A 14444-nucleotide genomic window follows, 5' to 3' on the forward strand; every position below is an offset into this window, starting at 1 on the left:
AACCCATTCCGACGTCGCGGAGCGCCAGCCACACGCCAACGCTCCGCGGCGCACCACCCCGACCCCAGTGCCACCCGGCCCGAGGAGGACTGATCCATGAATGACCCGAAGCACCAGGCCTGGTCCGACGGAGCGCGCGTGCGCTTCACCGCCGAGGCCAGGGAAGCCATGCAGGCGCGGCCCGGAACGAAGCCGCTGCGCGCACCGGCCCTCGGGCCGAACACGGACTACACGATCGACAACACCGACGACGGCCTGCACGACGTCGTGCTGCGCGAGACCGGGGAACGCTACGGCGTGCTCTGGCTCCAGAGCGCAGAGCACGAACCCGTCGACCCCGACGTCGCGCTGCTCGAGGAGCTCTTCGACCGCGAGCTGCCGGCCAGCTTCGACCCCGCCCGGGGGACAAGGAGCGTCACTCGCCATCACGGAGCAGGGATGGCCACAGCCGGAGCCCGGCCCGCCACGACCGTAGTTCCGCGCGGCAACTGGATGCAGACCTACACGGGTCGCCGGTTCTACCCGCTGGACCCGCGGCCCGAGGACGTGGACATCGCCGACATCGCACACGCGCTGTCCATGCAGTGCCGCTACAACGGCCACGTCCGCCGGTTCATGTCCGTCGCCGAGCACTGCGTACTCCTCTCGCGACTCGTCGCCCCGGAGCATGCGCTCTGGGCGTTGCTGCACGACGCGACAGAGGCATACGTGGGCGACATGGTCCGCCCGCTGAAGCTTCACATGCCGGAGTACTGGGCCGTCGAGGACGGCGTCATGGTCGCCATCGCCCAGAAGTTCAGCATCGACCCCGCCATGCCCGCCGAGGTGAAGCACGCCGACTCGCGGATCCTGCTCGACGAGCGCGCGGCGCTGCTGGGCGAGCCGGCGGGGGACTGGGAGGTTCCAGGTCAGCCCTTCGGGATCGAGATCCAGGCCTGGAGCCCGGATGCTGCCGAGCTCGAGTACCGCCTGCGCTTCGCCGAGCTGACTGGAGACCCGGCCGGTCTGCCCTTCGGGCTGTGCGGAGACCGGGAGGACCACCTGCCCCACACCCACCGCAGCGCCTCGCTTGGCGGGCTCTGGTGCTCCGCTGACCAGGACTCCCGCCTCCCCTGGGCCGCCGAACGTCGGCAGACCCAACCCGGAAACGCAGGAGAACAGCCCCATGGCTGAGACCAGGATGACCGGGACGGAACGCATCGCAGCTGGTTCATGACCGACCGGTGACCGGCACCCTGCGTGTGCTGGTCACCGGAGGGCACAGCGTCGGGGTCGGCAGGGCCGACCCGGGTGCCGGGGCAGTGATGTCGGGGGTCGGGTCCCGGCCCGGTCCCCCCTCATTGCCACGACACCACAACGAGAAGGAGCGAGTCCCATGGCTGAGCAGCCCATCTACCGGCTCCCGCCTGCGGGCTGGTCGGACTTCGGCGCACACATAGACCAGCCGGAGGTCCGCCTCGAGTTCTCGGCCGAGACCGGCGAGGACGGGATGCCGCTCTGGGAGCGGCCCATCGACATCCGTCACGACGACCAGGAGGTCTCGCCATGAAGGCGTACAGCACGCAGACCGAACGCACCTACGATTCCTGGGAGGACCTGGTGGCCGAGGAGGCCAACGGCTACGGCGTCGTGGTGATGATGCAGGCCGAGAGCCTGAAGTCCGCCAGCCCCCAGACCTACTCGCGCCTGATTGGGCCGTTCGACGACCAGAAGAAGGCCCGGAACAAGGCCGCAGCCGTTCGCCGCGCCTGGAAACGCGCCAAGGACCGCGACCCCCGTATCCAGCTGCTGGGCGTCTCGGTCGAGCCCATCTGGCCCGACCTGCGCTTCGGCACCAGGAACTGAGACCTAATTCCACAACCAGTGCCACGGGCGCGCTGTCGGGGCCGACGCTCCGCAGACCATCAACGACACGACCGACGAGGACATCCGCCATGACCATGACGACCACCGCCCGCCCCGCACCTCCACGCCTGCAGGACCCGCTCGACGCCGTGATGCGCAGCTGCCTGCGCGATGACGCAGTCTGGGCCGAGGTCACCACCACGCCGGCCGGCCTCAACCAAACCGAGCACTGGCTGAAGACCACCGCCTCAAGCATCGACCAGCAGCTCTCATTCCGCCAGGACGACGCCGAGATCTGGCGGCTGTCCCCGCTGGATCACAGCACACAGCTGATCGAGTTCCTCGAGTGGCGCAAGGGCGCGCTCTACCTCAAGAGCCTCTGCGAGAAGCGCCTCATCGACATCAAGCGCCTGCGGACCGCCGACGAGGAGCGCGCCGAGGAGATGAAGGTCCTGCTGGTCCGCCTGGCGCAAGCCGTCGTCGCCCACGAGGGCGAGCTGATCGGAGACGAGGACCTGTACGGAGCCCTCGACCGGATCTCGCTCCCCGGCGCGGACGCGCCGACCCTGCGGGAGTACCTCCAGTTCCGCGACGGCTCGAAGGACTGACCCAGACCACACGACCGCAGCCTCGCCGCGGCCGGGTCCCTGTGGGACGGCGGCGCGACGGGGCTCCTCGATCCCGGGCCAAGCGGCCCGGCGGAAAGAACCGCATGACGCCCCAGACCACCACGACCACCGCAGAAGAGCTCGTCCCTGAGATCGAGCAGACCCTGCTCGATTCGCGGGCGGACCGTGCCCTGCACGAACGCCGTGGGGTGCACGAGCACTCCGAGCAGACGGAGCTGAGCGACCACGAGCGCACCGTGATGCTCGACGTCACCCTGGCGCTGCTCATCCGGCATCGGCTGCCCATCGACGCCGACCGCGCCGCGAAGGCGGTGGCCGCCGCGCAGACCGCCGATGCCCGCACGTGGGCGGCTGGCTGCGCCCGCCACATCGCCCGCGTGGCGGAGGAGAAGAACCCATGAACCGAAAGCGCAGGCAGCACTACTCCACCGAGGGCTTCCGGCCGTCGGCGAATCCCGAACAGGCGCACTGGATGCGGGAACTCCGCAAGTCCAGTGCGACGCAGCGGCACACCCCCAAGCCCCGCAAGGGCACCCGCCGCGAGCGGGAGCGACAGGCGATCCGCGACCAGCAGCGACACCGAGGAGACCACCCATGACCGACAACAACCGAGGGCCCGCAACCGGAATCGCGCTCGACGCAGAGTCACTGCGCGCCGAGCTGCGGGAGGCCCCGGAGGCCCACGGCCTCGATCCGGAGCAGGCGGCGGAGATCGCAGCGCTCCCGGACGGACAGATCAACAGCTGGATACACGAGCTCGCCGCGCGCGACGACGCCTTCTGGGCGCTTTACGACGGGCTCCGCCGGCGCACCATCGCCCATCTCGCCGAGATGCACAGCACAGCCAAGGACGTGAAGCCGTGAACGCGCCCCTGCCCGACTGGTGGGTCGACGCGACGCCGGACGGCAAGTGCGCCAAGCACCCCGGCAAGCACGAGGTCTACGTCTACGGCCAGCAGCGCGCAGACGGCATGGCGTGCATCGGGTGCAGCTGGCAGCACAGCACGGTCATGTCGACACCAGCAGCCATCGCCCGGCACGACGCCGACCAACACCTCGAGCACGACCACGGGCTCTGGGTGCCCATCGATCGCGGCCCCCTCGCGGGCACCTGCCCGTGCGGGAAGCCCGGGCTGTACGCCGACTCAGTGCTGCGGACCAAGGTCCGCGCAGTCCTCCAGCAGGCGCAGCCGTGGAGCCCGACACCGGACCAGCTGGCGGACCTGCTCGTCGGCGCGCTCGTGCCCGACCACGGCATCCTCGTGGCCTTTACGGCCGAGCAGCAGACCGAGTCCGACTGGGAGCTGGGCTACAGCGCCTCGTACATCGACCTCGCTGCCCCCGAGGTGCTCGGCCACCGCCTGAGCGAGCGGGAGCTCGCCGAGCTGTACTTCCAGATCGAGGCCATGGGTGGACTCGGCGAGTCCGAGGCCTACCGCGACCTGGACAAGGCCGTCGAGCGCCTCGGCGAGGAACCCGCCCGGCAGCTGCGCGAGCGTGTGGCCCAGCCCGGGCTGTTCGACCTGGAGCCCGACGTCTGAGAGCCAGGGCCTCCACACCACAACGACCCCCAGCAGGGGAGAGAAGGAAACCAAGTCCCATTACCCCCACCACGATCGGCGACCTGCCCCGGACCGCCCGCACCGCGCCGAAAATCACCATCTACGGGCCGGCGGAGTGCCCCAACTGCGACAAGGCCAAGAGCCTGTTCGATCGGCAGCAGCCCGCGATGCAGTACACCAAAATCGACATCGAGCAGGGCGATGAAAACCACCGCCACATCACCGAAGACCTCGGATATGCCCAGGCACCCGTGATCGTCGTCAAGCTGGCCTCCGGCCGCACCGTCCACTGGGGCGGGCACCGCCAGGACATGCTCACCGCCCTCGTCCGGCTGTGCACCAAGGGCATCGTCCCGGAGGACCGGAAGGCGGCGTCCTGATGGCAGCGGCGCAGCAGCGCCTCGGCCTCAGCATCACCGCCCGGCAGGCCGACATCCTGCTCGATACGCTCGTCGACAAATCCGTCGAGACGGACCACTACCTGCTGTCCTATCCCAAGGACGAACCCGACAAGACCGACACCTGCTGCGACGCGCACCTGGCCCGGTTCGAGCAGCGCGCACTCCAGCGCAAGGCGCTGCTCGAACGGAAAGCAGAGGTACAGCACCTCATCGCGCTCATCGAGGCGATCCGGCCGGCGTTCGAGGCCTCCGAGTCCTCCCCGGTAAGCACCACGGCCGTGGACCTGTCCGGTGTGACGCTCGTCTACCGGGACACGGCAGGCAAGACGCACGAGCAGCCGCTGGCCGACATCGGATCCGCCGGGACCCTCATCGACCCCGACACCGGAGACGACCTCGAGCTCATCGCCGCGCTGGTCGCAGCAGACCCCACCCGAACCAAAACCCAGGGAGCAACCCCATGAGCCTGCACATCGACAGCCTTGCCGACCTCGTCCGCGGAGCTGTGTCCGGCGGCGACACCACCCGGGAAGACTTCGAGCGTGCGCTCGACCAGGTCTTCCCCCGGGATCAGCTCGACCCGTTTGAGGGCACCGGCAGCGAGGAGTACCTCGTCGGATGGACGATCGACCAGGATGCTGCATCGCCCGCTGAGGCCGCCAGCAAGGTCTGGCGGGAGGTCTTCCAGCGCGGACCATGGCAGCCCAGTGCTGACGAGGGCTGCGTCTTCACGGTCTCTCGTGAGGGCCAGCGTGTCGAGATTGACCTCAGCGACGAACACTTCGCGCACCTTTTCAGTGACTAAAAGGAACAGCGGGAGCAGCGCGCGGCGCAGCCGCCCCGGAGTACAGGACGGAAGCCTCGCGCACAGAGCCCCGGAGGAATGGGATCCTCCGGGGCTCTGTGCCCGCACACCCCGAGAACGAAGTACCGACACACGCCCGACAACTTCTAGGAGGAGCCACGGTGCTCGCACAGCAGAACACCCGCCTCCCGGCCGCACCGTCATGAGCGGCGAGGACCCCGACGAGAAGTGGCGCAGGGATGCCCTGTGCGCAGAAACAGACCCCGACGCGTTCTTCCCGGAGAAGGGCGGCAACACCACCGACGCCAAGAAGGTCTGTGCCCAGTGCGGGGTGCGCGCACAGTGCCTGGATTACGCGTTGAGCGCCGACGAGCGCTTCGGCATCTGGGGCGGACTCAGCACCGCCGAACGCGACCGCCTTATCAAGACTTCACCGGTGGCACACCGTAGCGCCGCCCAGGCGCAAAAGCAGGAACGCGACACCCTCATCGTCGCGATGGCCGGCAGAGGGATCGACCCCCGGACCATCGCCGACATGGCCGAGGTCACCGACCGCACCGTCTACCGGGTGCTCGCCCGGCACAAGGAGCGGCGGGACGCCGTCTCCGCCTGAGCGCAGCACCGTCAATTGAAAGGACCGCCATGCCACTGTTCCCGCGCCGCTTCAGGCAGCAGAACCTGCTGCCCGGGGACGCCTATCCCCCTGAACGGACTACAGGCGCGCCCATGCCGGCCAGGAAACGCGCCGCCATTGACCGCAAGCTCCGCCGGATGGTGAAACAGCATCGGCTCCCGGCCGAGCCGGGAGAGTACCTCGACGCAACGGGCGACCGCTGGACGCTCGACGCCCAAGGCGGCTGGACCGACGCCGGCGGCGTACACCGCGACGCCCGGTACGCGCCGATCATCGCCTTGTTCGTCCACAACTCCGGCCCGTTCACGCGCATCGAGAGCTGATGGCCACCCCCGCCGCAAAAGGAGCAACCATGCACCCCCGCATCGAAGACAGCCACCTCGACCCCGGACTCCTGCCGACCGTCAATCCACAGCAGCGCACCGACACCCAGCTCGTCGAGCCGGTGCTCCGGGCCATCCACGCCGCCGTCGCGGACTGCAGCGTGACCGCCGCCCAGGTCTTCGCCGGCCGGATCCACACGCGCAAGAACGAGGAGTGCACGACAGCGTTCGGCCGGCCGCCCAGCGTCGGTCACGCATCTGACGGTGAAGACTTCTACTTGCAGATCGGCGTCCGGGTGCCCTCGTACGCAGCCGCACCGGTGCTCGAAGCGATCCACGCCGTCGAGGCCATGTCGGACGCGCAGGCGCTGCGCGAGGCGCGTGCCCGGCTCGCCGAGGCCAGGGCGCGCACCGCCGCGGCACAGAGCGAAGAAGCCCGGGTCGAGGCCGAGATCGCCCGCCTCGAACCAAACAAGGAGTAGACCATGAGTGCCATCCAACCCTTGGCCGCCCGCATGCGGCCCACCTCCCTCGACCAGATCGTGGGCCAGGAGCACCTGGTCTTTCCCGGCTCGCCGCTCGAGCTGCTCGCCCAGGGCGAGGGTGCGACCTCGGTCCTGCTCTGGGGTCCGCCCGGCGTCGGCAAGACCACCATCGCCTCGGTGATCGCCCGCCAGACCAGCCGCCGCTTCGTCGAGCTCTCTGCGACCAGCGCCGGCGTAGCCGATGTCCGCAAAACGCTCGCCGGAGCCCAGAAGGCCCTCGACGACGACCTCCAGACGCTTGTGTTCATTGACGAGATCCACCGCTTCTCCAAGGCGCAGCAGGACGTCCTCCTGCCCGCCGTGGAGGCCGGGGTCATCTCGCTCATCGGCGCGACCACCGAGAACCCGAGCTTCTCGGTCAACTCGGCACTGGTCTCGCGCTCAATCCTGCTGGTCCTACGCCCTGTGGAGGACGGCGAGGTCGTGAACCTGCTCTCGCGTGCCCTAGAGGAGGACCCGGTCCTCTCAGCCACCGGGATCGGGTTCGCCGACCCCGCGCTGCAGATCATTGCAGGGCTGTCCAGCGGCGACGTCCGCCAGGCGCTGAACCGGCTGGAGACCGCTGTCGCAACTGCGCAGGCCGCAGGCAAGAGCGTCGTCGACCGCGAGGTGCTGGAGCAGGTCACCGGCGCTGCGCTGCAGCGTTACGACCGCGATGGCGACCAGCACTACGACGTCGTCAGCGCATTCATCAAGAGCATGAGAGGCAGCGACCCGGATGCGGCCCTGCACTGGCTGGCCCGGATGATCGAGGCGGGGGAGGACCCGAGGTTCATCGCACGGCGCTTGGTGGTGCACGCCTCCGAGGACGTCGGCATGGCCGACCCCTCGGTGCTGGGCATCGCAGTGGCCGCCGCCCAGGCAGTCCAGCTGATCGGTATGCCCGAGGCGCGGCTCAACCTCGCTCAGGCAACGGTCGCAATCGCCACGGCCCCCAAGTCGCCGGCCGTCATCCGCGGCATCGACCAAGCGCTGGAAGACGTCCGGCGCGGCCGGACCGGGAGCGTGCCAGTGCACCTGCGCGACGCGCACTACCCGGGCGCGAAGGGCCTCGGGCACGGAGAAGGCTACTTCTACCCTCACGACTTCGAACACGGAGTTGTCTTGCAGCAATACCTACCCGATGCCGTCCGCGGCACACAGTATTACCGTCCTACCGGCAATGGCTTCGAACAAACAATCGCCAGACGGTTGGCTGCGATCGATCAGATGACCGTGGAGGACAGGAACCCCCTCGACTAGATCGCGGACCAGAGGTAGAACCGTGGCCGCATCATCCTGGATCGTCGCTGCATGGAAAATCACCAGCAAAGTCGTCGGCTTCCACAAGACCTACGAGAGGGGATGAGCATGATCAACGACAACACTGAACGCGCGAGGCAGACCCCGGAGTCCGACAAGCCCAGGACTGTGGACGACCGACTCTCAGCAGATCTTGGTATCGACGTCGCCGCCGTCGAAGCGCAGGCACGGTTGCATCTCGACCTGCTGCGCATGCAGCGCCGCGAGCCCGGCGAACTAGGCTACGTGCTCATCGACCGGGAGTTCCATCCCCGCACAGCTGTCGTCTTCGCATCTCCCACAGAAGCCCGCAGCGCGCTGGAAGGCCACCCTTTGATCGATGCCCTCTGTGAGGAGGACAGCGTCGATGCACGGGGCCCGGATCCGGCCGTTCTCTCCGACCTCGCCTCCCGCGAAGTCATTTTGCCCTGATCGCACGGAATCGCGAAGGAATGGAAACATGACCAACACCGGTATCTTCACCCAATCAGCAGCTTCAGTCCTGCAGGACGTCGAAGAGTTCTACTTCGGTGGCGCGCTTCCCTGGTACCACGGGAGCAAGCTGACAGAGGACGGCTTGCACGTGAGCATCACACTTGACGATCCAGAGTCTGATGACGAGTCCAAGACCAAGGACTACGAGCTGTCGGCCGCCCAAATCAAGGAAGCCTTTCGAAAGGCCAAGCAGAAGGGGTACCACCTCTGCTGCTCTGCCGCCATCGAGTCCGAACAGCTCGGATTCGGCTGCGTCCAAGACCTTGACATCATCCTTCAGACCGCTTGCTACGGCGAGCTGGTCTTCGGCTGACGCCGCACCGGCTCGACTTCACCAGTGGAACTACTTCCACTAGGATGCAATCTCAGAGCTACCCAGTGGACACGGACCCCAGCACAGCCGTCCTTGCTCCTTCGTGAAACCACCCTGCTGACCCTCACTTCACCGACCTCGACCGATAGGCTCCGATCACATGAACGACCAGGAAGTGCGCCGCGGCGCAGGTATCTACAGCAAGCCGGTGCTGGGCTTCTACGACCTGCTCGTCGTGAAGTTCTCCAATTCGCTGGCCTGGCGATGCCCCAGCCAGCTCATGCTAGACCAGTACAACCGTTGCATCGGCACCCGCCATCTCGATGTCGGTCCCGGCACTGGTTGGTACCTCGCCAATGCCGACCTCCCCGAATCTGCTGAGATCACACTCATGGACCTCAACGAAAACAGCGTGGAGCACGCAGCGTCCAGACTCGCCCACACCCACGTAAGCACCAGAGGTGTGACCGCGAACGTCCTCGAACCGATCCCCGAGGCTCTCGGCCAATTCGATTCCATCGCGGCGAACTACGTCTTCCACTGCGTTCCCGGCTCCTGGGCGGACAAGGGCGTAGCTTTCAAACACCTAGGGGAGCGGCTCGCTGCTGACGGTGTGCTGTTCGGCAGTACCATCCTGGGCAGTGGCGTGAGCCACAACCTCATCGGCCGCGGCTTCATGGCCCTGTACAACCGCCTGGGCATCTTTCACAACCGCGAAGACGACGCCGCAGGACTTGAGGCTGCACTGCGGCGAAGCTTCGACCAAGTGAAGGTCGACGTCATCGGTACCGTGGCGGTGTTCAGTGCACGAAACCCGTTGCGAAACGGCGGGGCAGGTGGACTCGACTAAAAGTCGAGCCTGATGACTGCATCCCGCCCTTCAGCCCCAGACCTGACTCCGGTGGCGGTGATGCGCACATCCTGCACGGAACCGTCGACCCGGCGAAGCGCCAGACCCATCGATTGAGAACGAGCGGTATCCCTCGCCGCAGCCGCGATGAACCTGTGCAACTCACCTGAAGCGTCAATGGCAAATTCACCAAGGCCGCCGACATACCCGAAGTCTTCCCGACGCCACGATGGCGACGTCATAAGAACATCCAGCGTTGCAGAGTCGACGACGGCCATCGGTTCCTTGGCCAGGGCCATGACTCCGCGAAGCACGTCGTCCACGCGCCCCGCATTGGCGTCTTGCTCGAAGGCCATATCGTGAAAAGTCTCCGGGGCCTCGTAACTGAAGCCCTGCAGATAGATCTTGTCGTGATCGGGCTCGATCGGCGGAATCACGCCGACCAGGCGCATGTGCCGACGGTCCTGTGAAGCCGTGCCGTAACCTGTGACGATGTTGTAGGTCAGGCACCGGACCTTGCCCGTTACGCCCATCAGCCCGTCCTGGATGCCGTCGCGGATGAGGCTGTTCACGCGCATCCGGTCGGACTGGTCGATGAGCTCGCTCGCCCATTCCCCGGCTTCCCAATAGCCACTGCGCTGCTGGGCGACGCTTGTGTCGACGTCATAGATACGAAACAGGTTCCGGTCCCAGTACGTGCGCCGGCGCAGTGTTGGTTGACCGTCGGCGTCACGCTCGATCTCCCATTCCCAGCCACCGACCAGCGGTGGTTCCGGAAGCGGATCAGCCGCTTTGGCCACGCCGGCGAGGACACCGATCACCGTGGAGGTACGTGGAGAGAAGACGGGCCGTACCTCAACTGCCCACTGCTCGTCCGCATGGGGGACTGTCTCGGAAATTACATTGCCACTGCGCATCACCTGGGCGATGCGGTTCTCATCAAGTAGAAGACGCCTGGGAATTGCACGCGTGGGCTTCCGAGCGGAGACCGGACCACAGGGCTTATCGTCCACCAGAACCAGCTGCTTGCCGTCGCTTCCGCAGAAAAGGCCCCAGGAACCTACATCCAGCTGGACCTGCATGATCAAATACCGCCTGAGACCTGCACAGTGGCCCCCGACATGTAGGTATTCTCCGCGGTGTGAATGATCGCCGAAGCGACTTCATCTGCCGTCCCGAACCGACCCAGCGGGATTCCTTCCCGCATTGCCATCCGTGCCTCCTCAGCAACATCAGCCATCATGTCCGTATCAGTTGCGCCGGGAGCAACAACGTTCACCCGGATGTTCCGGGCTGCGTACTCCCTGGCCATCGATCGTGCAAACGCTTCCAATGCCCCCTTGGATGCAGTGTAATTGCACTGGCCGACAACGCCGTACTTCACGGACATGGATGAAACCAGCACGATCGATCCGCCGCGCTGCCGCAGCATCGGCCCCAGGGCCGCCTTGCAGGCCAGCATCGGCCCGATCGCATTGACCTGCATGACCTCGATCAGGTCCTCCTCGCTCATCCGCATGAGCAGCTTGTCGCGGGTGATCCCTGCTGCGACGACGAGCACATCCAGACCACCCAGGTCGGCGGCAGCCGCCTTGACGCCAGCTGCGATCGAATTACCGTCACGCACATCCATCTCGAGGGGGAGCACCCCCTCGGGCACGGTCCCCCCGGTACGATGCGTACCCGCCGTCCGGTAGCCGGCGGAGAGCAGGGCTCGAGCCGTGGCCGCCCCGATCCCACGGGTTGCACCGATCACCAGGGCAGTTCTCCCCATGTCGCTCATTTTTTTCTTACCCTCCCAGGTTGTAAAGTTGTGACACGGAACTTTACTGGACTTGTACCCCTTCGTTGACAAACGACAGGCGGTGTCCGCTCTTCTCGCTATTTAGAGGAACGCTGATGCCTGCCTTTATTCCATCCGCTGCGACCGCCGATACGCCTCGGAACGGCCAGCCCCGTCACCCCCTGTTCGCCCGACTGATGCGCAAAGGCGCTGCCAAGGTCGGTGCCACCAGCTGCACCCCGAAGCCCGCTCAGCTCGACCTCTTCGACTGGCCGAACGAGTTGAGCCTCGAAGCACTCGGGAAAGCCATCGCCTCAGCTTGCGGCCTCGAGATCGTGATACGGCCCATCCCGGATGAGATGCGCCATTATGAGGTCAGCGGCCTCACCACTGTGATCGGACGAGTGGCCCACGTCTTCTACGACCCTGAGCTCCCGCCCCTCAACATTGAGCAGACAATCCTCCACGAGTTCGCCCATATCCTGCACGGCGACGTCCGGGCCGACACCGACTGCACCCATCTGCGCAGCATGTTCGACGATCCGGTGGAGAAGCGCGCCGAGACCACCGGCATGCGGCTGATGGATGCTCTGCACCGGAAGCGGCGGGCATCGGAAGAACGCAGCGAGGTCCTCGCCTTCCTGTCCGGATCAAACGAGGACGGTGAGATCTGATGACTGAGATCATCATTGTCGGTATCACCATGGGCCTGATCATCATCGTCTCTGCCCTGTATCAAGGACGCCGACGCCGGGTTAACCTTCTCAGGGTCACCTGTGCCGCCCTCTTCGTGGCCACGGTCTGCCGTGGCGTGGAGCCGCCCTTAGACGGACCTGCCGTCGACCTCCTCAAGCGCCTTGCCATCCTGACCGCCCAGGTATCCGTGGCGCTGCTCATCCTTACGTTCCGCGCGACTCCGCTTTCACGACGTGCAACCCGGTTCATCTACCTCTTCGCCGGGATCATCGCCCTGGGCGAGGCCGTGCTGGTGTGGTTCATCCCCGTCCATGCCGACGGCACCATCTACGACCGGGTCGACATCGACGCCGCCCTTGCCCGCGGCCAGGCTTGGGCACTGATCTCCTACAACTTCCTGTACCTCTCTGCATTCGCCGCGGCAACTGCCGTAGTTGCCGTCGGCTGTTGGCGGACCATGACGCAGAAGAACCAACCCTTCTCCGCCCGCCTTCCGGTTGCATTCGTCTTTACGGGGGCCATCGGATCTGCCCTGTTCATCGGCTCATCACTCCTGGACCTCTTTGGCAGTCCGGTCGTCGGCGGAACTGAACTGAGGACACAACTCCTCGTCACCGTTGTCAGCTTCTTCTTCCTGGGACTCGCAACAGGGGTCATCCGCCGCATCAGCATAGAAACGCAGGTGAGGCTCGCGCTCCGCCTCGCGCACGAGGTCGTCGTACCTTTGTGGCGAACGACCACCACTCTTCACCCCGACGTAAAGCTTCCGCCCGAAGACAGGCAGGGGTTCGATCAGCTGATGACGCTCTCAAGGCTCACCATCGAAACCCACGACGCGCTCAGACTCATCCGCGAGGACCACGACCCCGCACTGGAACCCCTGCACAGGCAGCACCCCGAGGATCCGCACCTGTCGGCGGGGCTGGTGCGCCATCTCAGCGGCGAGAACGCCGTTCCCAGCCTCGGGTGGTTCACACTCGCCCTGAGCCGGCTCCGCACGCTCAAGCTGAAAGACGACGAAACCTTGGCCGCCTCTGTGCAGAGCCTCTACGAGATCCGAGTAGCGATGAGTGCCATGAATGGGACGGACGGGCGATGACCGGGAACGGAACGAAAATACGCATCCCCGAGACCGGCGATCCTGCGGCCCGGGCCGCCCGGATCCTCAGTGACGTGTTCGCGCCCGCTGTGTCCGTGTTCCTCATCTGCGTCCTCTGCGGCGTCACAGGCCACCCGCATACATGGGTTGGTCTCGGATGGGGCATCCTGATCGGCTCTTTCTGCGCAGTGATCCCGACAGCAACCATCCATGTCGCCGTGCGGCGCGAGCAGCTCACCGATCGACACGTCACCCGGCGCGATCAGCGCTGGCGGGTCTTCCTGGTCTGCGTGGCGTCTGTGCTTGGAGGCATGGCAACGGCGGTGCTGCTGGACGCACCGCGCCCGCTGCTGTGGATCCTGCCGACGATGGTTGCCGGGCTCGTCCTTGCCGGGGGAGTGACCCTCCTGGGACCGAAAGTCTCCATGCACGCGTTCTGCTTCACCTCCCTCGTCGTCCTCGCGGCGATGCTGCTCTCGCCCTGGTGGCTGCTCGCCCTCCCAACCCTGCTGCCCGTGGTCGCCTTCGCCCGGCTGAAGCTAAAGCACCACACACGCCTCGAGCTCACACTCGGATCCGGCCTGGCGGCCGCCGTGATGCTCGGAGCCAGTGCGTACATGCCCACGGCCGGCTAGGACTGCCCGCTGCTCCGGCGCAACCGGAAATGTGCCGATGCCACCGCATTGGAAGATCTTCCACTAGTATGAAGGTGTCGTCGCGTGCACCGTTCGCCTCGATGACTTCATGTCTGAAATCACGAGGAGGATCCAGCTCCGTGACCATCGCCCAGCGACTAGAACGCTTGTTCGCGGAGACGGCAGGACCACACGGTCGCCCCGTCACCCTGCAGGAAATCGTCCAGAGAATGGAGCAGCGCGGCATCTCCTCGATGTCGCTCAGCTACCTGCAGCAACTGCGCAAGGGGGAGGCCCACAATCCCCGCCTGCAGCACCTCCGAGCTCTGGCCGACGCCTTCGACGTCCCCCTGTCCTACTTCCTGGAGGAGAACGAGCCAGATAGCGCCACCGAGCAGGAGCTGACCCCGCAGGAGCGAACCATCGCCCTGCGTGTGCACGGGCTCAGCGACGGCGCGCTGGCCAGCATCCGGGCCATTGTGGAGCTGGCGCGCAAGAGCGAGCAGCTCGACGACCCGCCCAAGAGCCCTGACTCCACTCAAGACTGA

Annotated in this window: 23 protein-coding genes and 1 pseudogene; 22 read left to right on the plus strand and 2 right to left on the minus strand. The window is 66.2% G+C overall.

The annotated features are described in order from the left end of the window. The first annotated feature begins 96 nt into the window (after positions 1-96). From ABIE00_RS08495 to ABIE00_RS08580, 18 genes and pseudogenes are all read left to right on the plus strand, one after another. Entirely contained in the window at positions 97-1173 is a 1077-nt protein-coding gene (locus ABIE00_RS08495) for an HD domain-containing protein (protein ID WP_354259055.1), read from the plus strand. Between the two features lie 202 nt (positions 1174-1375). Next, a complete protein-coding gene (locus tag ABIE00_RS08500; protein ID WP_156400143.1) occupies positions 1376-1549 on the plus strand; it encodes a hypothetical protein in 174 nt (57 codons plus the stop codon). Beyond that, the gene (locus tag ABIE00_RS08505; protein WP_071416427.1) at positions 1546-1845 is read left to right on the plus strand and encodes a hypothetical protein; all 300 of its coding nucleotides are present in this window, start codon (positions 1546-1548) and stop codon (positions 1843-1845) included. Before ABIE00_RS08500 ends, ABIE00_RS08505 begins: the two co-directional genes overlap by 4 nt. Before the next feature lie 89 nt (positions 1846-1934). Beyond that, entirely contained in the window at positions 1935-2453 is a 519-nt protein-coding gene (locus ABIE00_RS08510; protein ID WP_056387540.1) for a hypothetical protein, read from the plus strand. A 104-nt stretch (positions 2454-2557) separates the two neighbouring features. Further along, entirely contained in the window at positions 2558-2875 is a 318-nt protein-coding gene (locus ABIE00_RS08515) for a hypothetical protein (RefSeq protein WP_056387538.1), read from the plus strand. Then, the gene (locus ABIE00_RS08520) at positions 2872-3072 is read left to right on the plus strand and encodes a hypothetical protein (protein ID WP_354259060.1); all 201 of its coding nucleotides are present in this window, start codon (positions 2872-2874) and stop codon (positions 3070-3072) included. The genes ABIE00_RS08515 and ABIE00_RS08520 overlap by 4 nt, the downstream gene beginning before the upstream one ends. Next, entirely contained in the window at positions 3069-3338 is a 270-nt protein-coding gene (locus ABIE00_RS08525) for a hypothetical protein (RefSeq protein WP_056387532.1), read from the plus strand. The genes ABIE00_RS08520 and ABIE00_RS08525 overlap by 4 nt, the downstream gene beginning before the upstream one ends. Beyond that, complete coding sequence (locus ABIE00_RS08530) at positions 3335-4015, plus strand: hypothetical protein (RefSeq protein ID WP_354259064.1); 681 nt, start codon at positions 3335-3337, stop codon at positions 4013-4015. Before ABIE00_RS08525 ends, ABIE00_RS08530 begins: the two co-directional genes overlap by 4 nt. Before the next feature lie 119 nt (positions 4016-4134). Continuing rightward, on the plus strand, positions 4135-4416 hold the full coding sequence (locus ABIE00_RS08535; protein WP_354263307.1) for a glutaredoxin family protein: 282 nt from the start codon (positions 4135-4137) through the stop codon (positions 4414-4416). Then, a complete protein-coding gene (locus tag ABIE00_RS08540) occupies positions 4416-4901 on the plus strand; it encodes a hypothetical protein (protein ID WP_071416431.1) in 486 nt (161 codons plus the stop codon). Before ABIE00_RS08535 ends, ABIE00_RS08540 begins: the two co-directional genes overlap by 1 nt. After that, positions 4898-5242, plus strand: coding sequence for a hypothetical protein (locus ABIE00_RS08545; RefSeq protein ID WP_071416432.1), 345 nt, complete (start codon positions 4898-4900; stop codon positions 5240-5242). The genes ABIE00_RS08540 and ABIE00_RS08545 overlap by 4 nt, the downstream gene beginning before the upstream one ends. A 229-nt stretch (positions 5243-5471) precedes the next feature. After that, a pseudogene (locus ABIE00_RS25945) lies at positions 5472-5669 on the plus strand (WhiB family transcriptional regulator); the annotation flags it as partial. Between the two features lie 215 nt (positions 5670-5884). Beyond that, entirely contained in the window at positions 5885-6199 is a 315-nt protein-coding gene (locus ABIE00_RS08555) for a hypothetical protein (protein ID WP_133830755.1), read from the plus strand. 29 nt (positions 6200-6228) lie between these two features. Then, positions 6229-6681, plus strand: coding sequence for a hypothetical protein (locus ABIE00_RS08560; RefSeq protein ID WP_354259072.1), 453 nt, complete (start codon positions 6229-6231; stop codon positions 6679-6681). Positions 6682-6684: 3 nt separating this feature from the next. After that, on the plus strand, positions 6685-7986 hold the full coding sequence (locus ABIE00_RS08565; RefSeq protein ID WP_133830753.1) for a replication-associated recombination protein A: 1302 nt from the start codon (positions 6685-6687) through the stop codon (positions 7984-7986). Between the two features lie 108 nt (positions 7987-8094). Beyond that, positions 8095-8457, plus strand: coding sequence for a hypothetical protein (locus tag ABIE00_RS08570; RefSeq protein WP_354259075.1), 363 nt, complete (start codon positions 8095-8097; stop codon positions 8455-8457). 28 nt (positions 8458-8485) lie between these two features. Beyond that, positions 8486-8833 (plus strand): hypothetical protein, encoded by a 348-nt coding sequence (locus ABIE00_RS08575; RefSeq protein ID WP_133830752.1) that lies wholly within the window; start codon positions 8486-8488, stop codon positions 8831-8833. Between the two features lie 160 nt (positions 8834-8993). Then, positions 8994-9683: a class I SAM-dependent methyltransferase gene (locus ABIE00_RS08580; RefSeq protein WP_056387501.1), complete on the plus strand. Its 690-nt coding sequence runs from the start codon at positions 8994-8996 to the stop codon at positions 9681-9683. On the opposite strand, the gene ABIE00_RS08585 is transcribed toward ABIE00_RS08580, so the two are convergent. Together ABIE00_RS08585 and ABIE00_RS08590 are read right to left on the minus strand one after the other, a co-directional pair. After that, complete coding sequence (locus tag ABIE00_RS08585) at positions 9680-10765, minus strand: hypothetical protein (protein WP_354259079.1); 1086 nt, start codon at positions 10763-10765, stop codon at positions 9680-9682. The genes ABIE00_RS08580 and ABIE00_RS08585 overlap by 4 nt on opposite strands. Positions 10766-10767: 2 nt before the next feature. After that, the gene (locus ABIE00_RS08590; protein WP_354259082.1) at positions 10768-11466 is read right to left on the minus strand and encodes an SDR family NAD(P)-dependent oxidoreductase; all 699 of its coding nucleotides are present in this window, start codon (positions 11464-11466) and stop codon (positions 10768-10770) included. A gap of 116 nt (positions 11467-11582) precedes the next feature. On the opposite strand from ABIE00_RS08590, the gene ABIE00_RS08595 reads away from it, so the two are divergent. The 4 genes from ABIE00_RS08595 to ABIE00_RS08610 all read left to right on the plus strand — a co-directional run bounded on the left by ABIE00_RS08595 (position 11583) and on the right by ABIE00_RS08610 (position 14444). Then, positions 11583-12140, plus strand: coding sequence for a hypothetical protein (locus ABIE00_RS08595; protein WP_133830749.1), 558 nt, complete (start codon positions 11583-11585; stop codon positions 12138-12140). After that, on the plus strand, positions 12140-13261 hold the full coding sequence (locus ABIE00_RS08600; protein WP_133830748.1) for a hypothetical protein: 1122 nt from the start codon (positions 12140-12142) through the stop codon (positions 13259-13261). The genes ABIE00_RS08595 and ABIE00_RS08600 overlap by 1 nt, the downstream gene beginning before the upstream one ends. Further along, a complete protein-coding gene (locus tag ABIE00_RS08605) occupies positions 13258-13896 on the plus strand; it encodes a hypothetical protein (RefSeq protein WP_284975276.1) in 639 nt (212 codons plus the stop codon). The genes ABIE00_RS08600 and ABIE00_RS08605 overlap by 4 nt, the downstream gene beginning before the upstream one ends. A gap of 140 nt (positions 13897-14036) precedes the next feature. Then, positions 14037-14444: a hypothetical protein gene (locus ABIE00_RS08610; protein WP_354259087.1), complete on the plus strand. Its 408-nt coding sequence runs from the start codon at positions 14037-14039 to the stop codon at positions 14442-14444.

Origin of the sequence: Arthrobacter sp. OAP107, from assembly GCF_040546765.1 — a bacterium.
Taxonomy (GTDB): Bacteria; Actinomycetota; Actinomycetes; order Actinomycetales; family Micrococcaceae; genus Arthrobacter.